This is a genomic window from Psychrobacter sp. TWP2-1-2 (genome assembly GCF_049896785.1).
Taxonomy (GTDB): Bacteria; Pseudomonadota; Gammaproteobacteria; order Pseudomonadales; family Moraxellaceae; genus Psychrobacter.
On sequence record NZ_JAFCVA010000019.1, the window covers coordinates 24,596 to 31,569 of the forward strand.

7 protein-coding genes are annotated in these 6,974 nt (G+C 41.5%); all 7 read right to left on the minus strand.

Annotated features, from left to right (window positions below; genetic code table 11):
* Positions 1-5: 5 nt before the first annotated feature.
* The 7 genes from ACP7AE_RS12875 to ACP7AE_RS12905 all read right to left on the minus strand — a co-directional run bounded on the left by ACP7AE_RS12875 (position 6) and on the right by ACP7AE_RS12905 (position 6,715).
* The gene (locus ACP7AE_RS12875; protein WP_426243542.1) at positions 6-1,139 is read right to left on the minus strand and encodes a hypothetical protein; all 1,134 of its coding nucleotides are present in this window, start codon (positions 1,137-1,139) and stop codon (positions 6-8) included.
* A 214-nt stretch (positions 1,140-1,353) separates the two neighbouring features.
* Positions 1,354-1,530: a hypothetical protein gene (locus ACP7AE_RS12880; protein WP_426243544.1), complete on the minus strand. Its 177-nt coding sequence runs from the start codon at positions 1,528-1,530 to the stop codon at positions 1,354-1,356.
* 119 nt (positions 1,531-1,649) lie between these two features.
* Entirely contained in the window at positions 1,650-2,675 is a 1,026-nt protein-coding gene (gene tdh / locus ACP7AE_RS12885; protein WP_426243546.1) for an L-threonine 3-dehydrogenase, read from the minus strand.
* Positions 2,676-2,752: 77 nt separating this feature from the next.
* The gene (gene kbl / locus ACP7AE_RS12890; protein WP_426243548.1) at positions 2,753-3,943 is read right to left on the minus strand and encodes a glycine C-acetyltransferase; all 1,191 of its coding nucleotides are present in this window, start codon (positions 3,941-3,943) and stop codon (positions 2,753-2,755) included.
* Between the two features lie 120 nt (positions 3,944-4,063).
* The gene (locus ACP7AE_RS12895) at positions 4,064-4,810 is read right to left on the minus strand and encodes a pyridoxine 5'-phosphate synthase (RefSeq protein ID WP_426243550.1); all 747 of its coding nucleotides are present in this window, start codon (positions 4,808-4,810) and stop codon (positions 4,064-4,066) included.
* A gap of 44 nt (positions 4,811-4,854) precedes the next feature.
* Positions 4,855-5,730 carry an N-acetylmuramoyl-L-alanine amidase gene (locus tag ACP7AE_RS12900; RefSeq protein ID WP_426243552.1) on the minus strand — a complete coding sequence of 292 codons (876 nt, stop codon included), beginning with the start codon at positions 5,728-5,730 and terminating at the stop codon, positions 4,855-4,857.
* A gap of 202 nt (positions 5,731-5,932) precedes the next feature.
* The gene (locus ACP7AE_RS12905) at positions 5,933-6,715 is read right to left on the minus strand and encodes an MOSC domain-containing protein (protein ID WP_426243554.1); all 783 of its coding nucleotides are present in this window, start codon (positions 6,713-6,715) and stop codon (positions 5,933-5,935) included.
* Positions 6,716-6,974 lie beyond the last annotated feature (259 nt).

Here is a 6,974-nt window from a genome sequence, read left to right on the forward strand (position 1 = left end):
TCCACTTAGTCAATCTCCCATTTTAAGCCATCATTTTCATCATCCATAGAATTATGAATTAAGCCATTTTTATATGGTTTTGGAGTCATTTCACACTCTTGAACTTGTTCTGCTGGCTCGTCAATGAACTCATTATATAGAATTTTTGCACAATCTATCCTTGAATGATTTGGGTGTAGAAGTGAAGAATTTTGATGTTTTCTTTTAAATTTTCTTATCAAATTACTCTTGTATGTTTTAGTTATTTCTCTATATTTAGGTGATCGGACTGACTCTTCTAATAAAATATTCGTAAATTCAGCGTAGTTTCCTACAGCCTCAGGAATTTCGTCATAATGTTCTATATCTTTTATCTTCTGAACGAAAAGGTATTCATTATGCTTTAATAAGTCAATATCTGTTGCTAGTTCTCCAGTAAATGGAGGAAAAGAAAATTTCCCTCTGCTATATTTGCTCGTTAATTCTTCAAGTTTGTCTTTAAAATCGTGCTGATTTATGGACCAGCTATCTTCACCCATTTTTTCATAAACCCAACCAACAATCCCTTCGAAGTATTGATCTATATTATCATCAGGAATTCCTAGTGGCTTGTTAATTAGTTTCAGCTTCAAATTATCTATATTATCTGCACTGTCATTAATTAGCATCTTACCTAGTATATCTTTGATTATTTTATTATTAGAATCAAAGATAGCTTGCTGAAATTTCAAAACGCCTTTAGCGTCTTTCTTTGTTTTTTCGGCATCAGTTCTTTTATCATAAATACTACTTATGATACCTAGTTTTTCATCAGGAGTTTTGGAGTTCCAACCATAGAGTTGGCTTGTTTTTGATGTAGGCTGAGTTGTATGAAGAATTAAAAAAGCATACTGTGTATGATCAAAATCATCTTTAAGCCAATTATTCAGAGTATTCCAAAAATTGGCATGACCATCAGTAAGAACGTCCATTTGATCATAATGTTTACTTTCTATTTGTTCATTATTTTCTAATTCATTACCACGTATACTTATATCACCATCACTTTCAAACCAAATTGACTGACCTGCATTCAACTCAAAACACTTTTCAATACCAAGTAAAACCTGATAGTGAAATCCTCGTAAAGTAGGTAGTACACTGCTTTTAGTTGAATTCATTGTGATACCGCATTTAGATTTAAATCATAAGTTTTAGATAAAGTGAAGCTTAGCACTTAGATATCATACTTTACAACTAATGTTTAGATTAACTTATAGTAGATAAGTTTACTCGAAACCATCCCAGATTCTGTGTAACTGCCATTTAGATTAAATGCCTGCTGATGCGGTCATTAACTATGAGTAAAAGGTAAGCGAGCGAAGGTATTAACAACTATTCATCCTCTGAATGCTTCTGAGCCTCAGCAATCAACTCATGAATTTTAGCACTTTCCTTTAGCACGCAAGCATCATAAGCAGAGAGCGGCTCAAGCTCTTGTTCTTTTTCCTGATCTTGCTTGGCTTTTTCTGCGAGATACTTTTCAAGTTTTTCGGCTTCAGAATCTTCCATAGTTTATCCTCCATATGATTTTTACCCTATAAAAAACGGCACTGAAATCAGTGCCGTTTTATTAGTCGTGATAATTCAAAAGCTAACCACGACTCATCAAATATTGACGCACCACGTTATCAATCCCAGCTTAAAATCACCTTACCACATTGCCCACTTTCCATGATATCAAAGCCTTCTTGAAAGTCATCAATGTGCATGCGATGGGTAATGATAGGCGATAGATCAATACCGCTAATCAGCATTTGCTCCATCTGATACCACGTCTCCCACATCTCACGGCCATAAATACCTTTTAGGGTTAACGCCTTAAAAATAATCTTGCTCCAATCCACCGTGGTGGTGTTAGGCAAAATGCCCAAGAGAGAGATTTTAGAGCCGTTATACATGTTACTAATCATCGAATCAAAGGCCTGAGGCGAGCCTGACATCTCAAGCCCAATATCAAAGCCGTTCATTTTTAACTCAGCAATAGCACCTTCGATGGTTTCCCCTTTGGCTGGGTTTATGGTCATCGTCGCGCCCATTTTTTTGGCAAGCTCTAGGCGATAGTCGCTGATATCACTGACCACAATATTACGCGCCCCTGCGAAGCGACAAATTGCCGTTGCCATTGAGCCAATCAGCCCCGCACCCGTAATCAATACATCCTCACCAAGGACAGGAAATGAAAGGGCAGTATGCGTGGCATTACCAAAGGGGTCCATGATGGCTGCCATCTCATCGCTGATACGCTCATCGAGTTTGATGACATTATCGGCAGGTATCACCAAATATTCGGCAAACGCGCCATCGCGGTCGACGCCCACGCCGATGGTGTTTTCGCACACATGCAGCTTACCACGGCGGCAGTTACGGCAATGCTCGCAAGCAATATGGCCTTCGCCTGTGACTCGGTCACCTACTTCAAGATGCTTGACGCCATCGCCCATTTCACTAATGACACCGACGTATTCGTGTCCGATTATCATCGGCGTATTTATGGTCTTTTGTGACCACTCATCCCATTTATAAATGTGCAAATCTGTGCCACAAATGGCGGTTTTCTTAATTTTAATTTTAACGTCATTGATGCCAACAGTAGGTTCTGGCATGTCTTGCATCCAGATGCCTTTTTTGGCATGGGCTTTAACCAGTGCTTTCATACTTTTCTCTTATTTAACGGTGTTGTACTTAATGGTTGAATCTAGCGAGTGAATACCGAACAAATACTGAACGACGCTTAATCAATCACTTTCATTTGCTTGGCGACTTTGATAAAGGCGGTGATACACTTGTCTAGCTGCTCGCGAGTATGGGCAGCAGAGAGCTGGACACGGATGCGAGCCTCGTCTTTGGGTACGACAGGGTAAAAGAAGCCAATCACATAAATGCCTTCTTTAAGCAGCTCGTCTGCCATTTGCTGGGAGACGTTGGCGTCATAAAGCATAACTGCACAAATTGCCGATGCGGTGGGCTTGATATCGAAGCCCGCATCTTGCATTTTTTTCACAAAATAGGCAGTATTTTCATGCAATTTATCTTGTAGGGTATTGTCTTGCGACAGCATCTCAAACGCTTTTACCCCAGCCGCCGCCACCATAGGAGGAATGGAGTTTGAAAACAGATACGGGCGTGAGCGTTGACGCAACATCTCAACGATTTCTTTTTTGCCCGTGGTAAAGCCGCCAATAGCACCGCCAAATGCCTTGCCTAAAGTACCAGTGATCAGCTCAATATCACCACGTAGATTGAACAATTCAGTCACGCCGCCACCAGTGTGACCGACCACGCCTGCTGAATGCGACTCGTCAATCATCACCATGGCATCGTATTTTTGTGCCAATGCATAAATCTCATCCATTGGCGCGACATTACCATCCATCGAAAACACACCATCGGTGACAATTAAACGAAAACGCTGAGCTTGTGCCGCTTGTAATTGCGTCTCCAAATCCTGCATATCCGCATTGGCATAGCGATAGCGCGCCGCTTTACATAGGCGTACGCCATCAATGATTGAAGCATGATTTAACGAATCAGAAATAATCGCATCTTCACTAGTCAGCAGTGGCTCAAAGGCACCGCCATTGGCATCAAAACAGGCCGCATAAAGAATCGTATCTTCGGTATTAAAAAACTTAGAAATCGCCGCTTCTAATTGCTTATGTAAATCTTGCGTACCACAAATAAACCGCACCGATGACATGCCATAACCTGAGTTTTCGATGGCTTCGATAGCGGCCTTTTTAATCTCAGGGTGGTCAGACAATCCAAGATAATTATTGGCACAGAAGTTAAGCACCTCACGGCCATCAGTAATCTTAATGAGCGCATCTTGTGGAGAGGTAATCACGCGCTCGTTTTTATACAGTCCTGCCGCGCGTATATCGCTGATTTCTTGTTGTAGATCCTTCTGAAAGTCTTGATACATAAAGATTCCTTTTTTAATATTATTAGCGTTTGCTGAGGGTCTGTTGAATGTTTAACAGAACCTAATAATGTAGATATTAGGACTGCTGATAGAACCAAACTATTTGCGTATTAATAGGGGTTAAGCACAGATGTCTAAATACTGACGCACGACATTATCCATGCCTTGCTCCAGTGATTCAATCGTAAATGCATGACCAATCGACACTTCAGCGATATCACTCAGCGCGAGCAGATCAGTCAAATTATTCAAATTCAAATCATGACCTGCATTGACGCGGATGCCATTTTGATTGGCTAAGTTGATACAGTCGCTAAAGCGTTGCTTGACCTCATCGAAATCAATATTTTCATCGCTCTTACCATTACTGTAGGCGCGCGCCCATTCTTCGGTATACATCTCGATAGTTTGTACATCGCTCTCGATGACCGCTTTGATTTGTTCGATATCAGGGTCGATGAACACCGCACAGCGCGTACCGAACGCTTCCAGCTCTTTGCCTAACGTGGATAAAAACTCGTGATGTGTGATGATGTCAAAGCCATGATCGGAGGTCAGCTGATCGTCACTGTCTGGTACGAGCGTGCATTGATGCGGCTTTACTTCACGGATAATTTTTAAGAACTGCTCATTCGGATTGCCTTCGATATTGAACTCAATCTCTGGATAGTCCTTTAAGAATACACTGATATCATAGACATCTTGGTATCTGATATGACGCTCATCGGGTCTCGGGTGTACGGTAAAGCCTTTAACCCCTAGGTCAATCAGCTTCTTCACGAAGTACAACAGGTTAGGGTAGTCAGTACCGCGAGAGTTACGGATCAAAGCCAATTTATTCAAATTTACGCTAAACAATGTGCTCATAAAATTCCTTGTACAGCTCGTTTATTATTGATGATATGAAAGGGTTAATAAAAATCGTTGGTATCAGCATACTTCTTATTCAATGCCTTTAAAATAGCATAAGTCTCTAAGTCTACCGTTCCTGTTGGGTTACGGGGTCGAAAGTGTAGTTGGAACGCATAGACGACATCGCGACTGGTTTTGTCCCACTCGTCGCTACTGTTAACCTGATAGCCATAATCACGAAACTGCTGCTTCAGCTCAGGTATCGTGGCCGCTGCAAATGCGTTTGTATCCATAAAAGCAAGCTTATCAGTGTCATCATACCAAGCACCGATGCCATACTCTTTATATAGCTGCTGCCAAGGGAACTTTGCACCGGGGTCTATTTTGCGCGAGGGTGCCATATCAGAATGACCGATGATATTTTTCGGTGAGATGTCATATCTCGCGGTGATATCTTGTACCAACTCCGCGACCTTTTTAATCTGCCACTCATTAAAGGCGACATAATGGTCATAAGGATGATAGTCGAGTTCGCCATTTTTTAGTGCATCTTTATATTCAGGTGCAATTCCTGCATTGACGACTTCTATGCCGATAGAAGTATCGTTCAGGATTGTCCGTCCCGCAAAGCCGCCATCGCCCGCATGCCAAGCGCGTTCGTTTTCTGGTACTAGATTATAAATTTTATCATCGTCATTATCTAACACTAGATAGTGCACGCTGACCTTGCCCGTGGTCAGTGTTTTGATGGATCGGTCATTGTCTGACACCGTATAGTGCAGCACAATGGTTTTGATGCGTTCGCTTTTGCCAGTGGCTTGGTAAGTTTTACTATCCACGATGTAGCTTTCGGTAGTCGCTACTGGAGAGGTCGTGGTCACGCAGCCAATCAAGGGTAGTGTTAGGCCAAACGCTAAGAAGATGTTTTTTACCATGAAATGCTCTGTGTGAATAAAGGTGAGCTTTGATATAGTCGTTTCAATATAATTTGGATACAAGGAAGGCGAGCGAAAGTACTACAAATAGTAGACTAAGCGAGCCTGACACCGTATCTGATTTATATAGGATTGACTATACTTACCTTTATTTTTTTATTGATAGTAGATAGATGAGGTCGAGATATCTTTGAAAGCTTTTTTAATTCTTGCGAATCTTCTTCGCCAACACTTTCTTCCAACTGTCTTCTAAACACTCAATCGCAAGCCAAGGTTCAATGACTTCCGCTGCAAATTTTTCTTTTGAATTTGATAGCTGCCATAATGTCTCAAGTGTCGCAAAAGGATAGGGACGTTCGATTAAATAGACGGGCAAATCAGCGCTAATCATACCATCACGTACCACTTTGAAATACCAACCAGCGATACCTTGTTTGCTGACCCATGCCGCAATATTCGGTACTTTGGTAAACTGTCCAATTTGATCATTGATCTTGTAGCAGGGGCGGCGCGGTTGCACGATACGCAGTTGTAAATTATCAACATCATCTGTACTAGTAGCCGTATCACCATACTCAAAAACGTCACCAATGCAAACCGTAGACTCAGTCATTTCAGGTAGACCGTTGGCGGCTTCGGTCGTGAGATTTTCGCCCAACGTACCGACGCGGACTTTTAGACCAAATTCTGCATTTATTTTCTCATAAGTAGCCGTCGCTAATTGATGAACGGCTTTGAGTGGGCCGCCATGATGCTTGCGATCGGCTTGTTCGTCAGTAATTAATCCCATAAAGTTGACCGCGACAGGTGCGTTAATTGGTGCTTTATCGATGGCGCTCATTTCTTCACGAGTGAATGGCATGGCTTTGCCAGCGCGGACGCAGATTAGATTGGCGATATGTAGCGGCAGGGTTTGGTTAAAGTCGGCTACATTTTTTGGGGTAGAAGATATTAGCGTTGCTATATTTATAGGTTCTAAGCTCATAGGTTTTCCTAATCTATAGGGATTTATTAGGGGAGAGGCTACTTTAATACTGGTATTAATAATGCGTATTATCTTAGCTTAATCATTCATCTAATGCTAAGCATTCAGCCGCTTAAAATTTAGTAGTAGGTGAAAGGGTATTAGGGCGTGTCCCTAATCTGTAAAAGTAAGTATAAAGGCTTTAAAATAAAGAGACTATTTCAAACAGGGCTCTCTAAATTATGGCAAGAACAGTGCTCACCGATAATACATGGGAACA

Excerpts from the sequence above, each read along its gene's own strand:
- ACP7AE_RS12875 (WP_426243542.1), bottom strand. The coding sequence starts at position 1,139 with ATGAATTCAACTAAAAGCAGTGTACTACCTACTTTACGAGGATTTCAC.
- ACP7AE_RS12880 (WP_426243544.1), bottom strand. The coding sequence starts at position 1,530 with ATGGAAGATTCTGAAGCCGAAAAACTTGAAAAGTATCTCGCAGAAAAA.
- tdh (WP_426243546.1), bottom strand. The coding sequence starts at position 2,675 with ATGAAAGCACTGGTTAAAGCCCATGCCAAAAAAGGCATCTGGATGCAA.
- kbl (WP_426243548.1), bottom strand. The coding sequence starts at position 3,943 with ATGTATCAAGACTTTCAGAAGGATCTACAACAAGAAATCAGCGATATA.
- ACP7AE_RS12895 (WP_426243550.1), bottom strand. The coding sequence starts at position 4,810 with ATGAGCACATTGTTTAGCGTAAATTTGAATAAATTGGCTTTGATCCGT.
- ACP7AE_RS12900 (WP_426243552.1), bottom strand. The coding sequence starts at position 5,730 with ATGGTAAAAAACATCTTCTTAGCGTTTGGCCTAACACTACCCTTGATT.
- ACP7AE_RS12905 (WP_426243554.1), bottom strand. The coding sequence starts at position 6,715 with ATGAGCTTAGAACCTATAAATATAGCAACGCTAATATCTTCTACCCCA.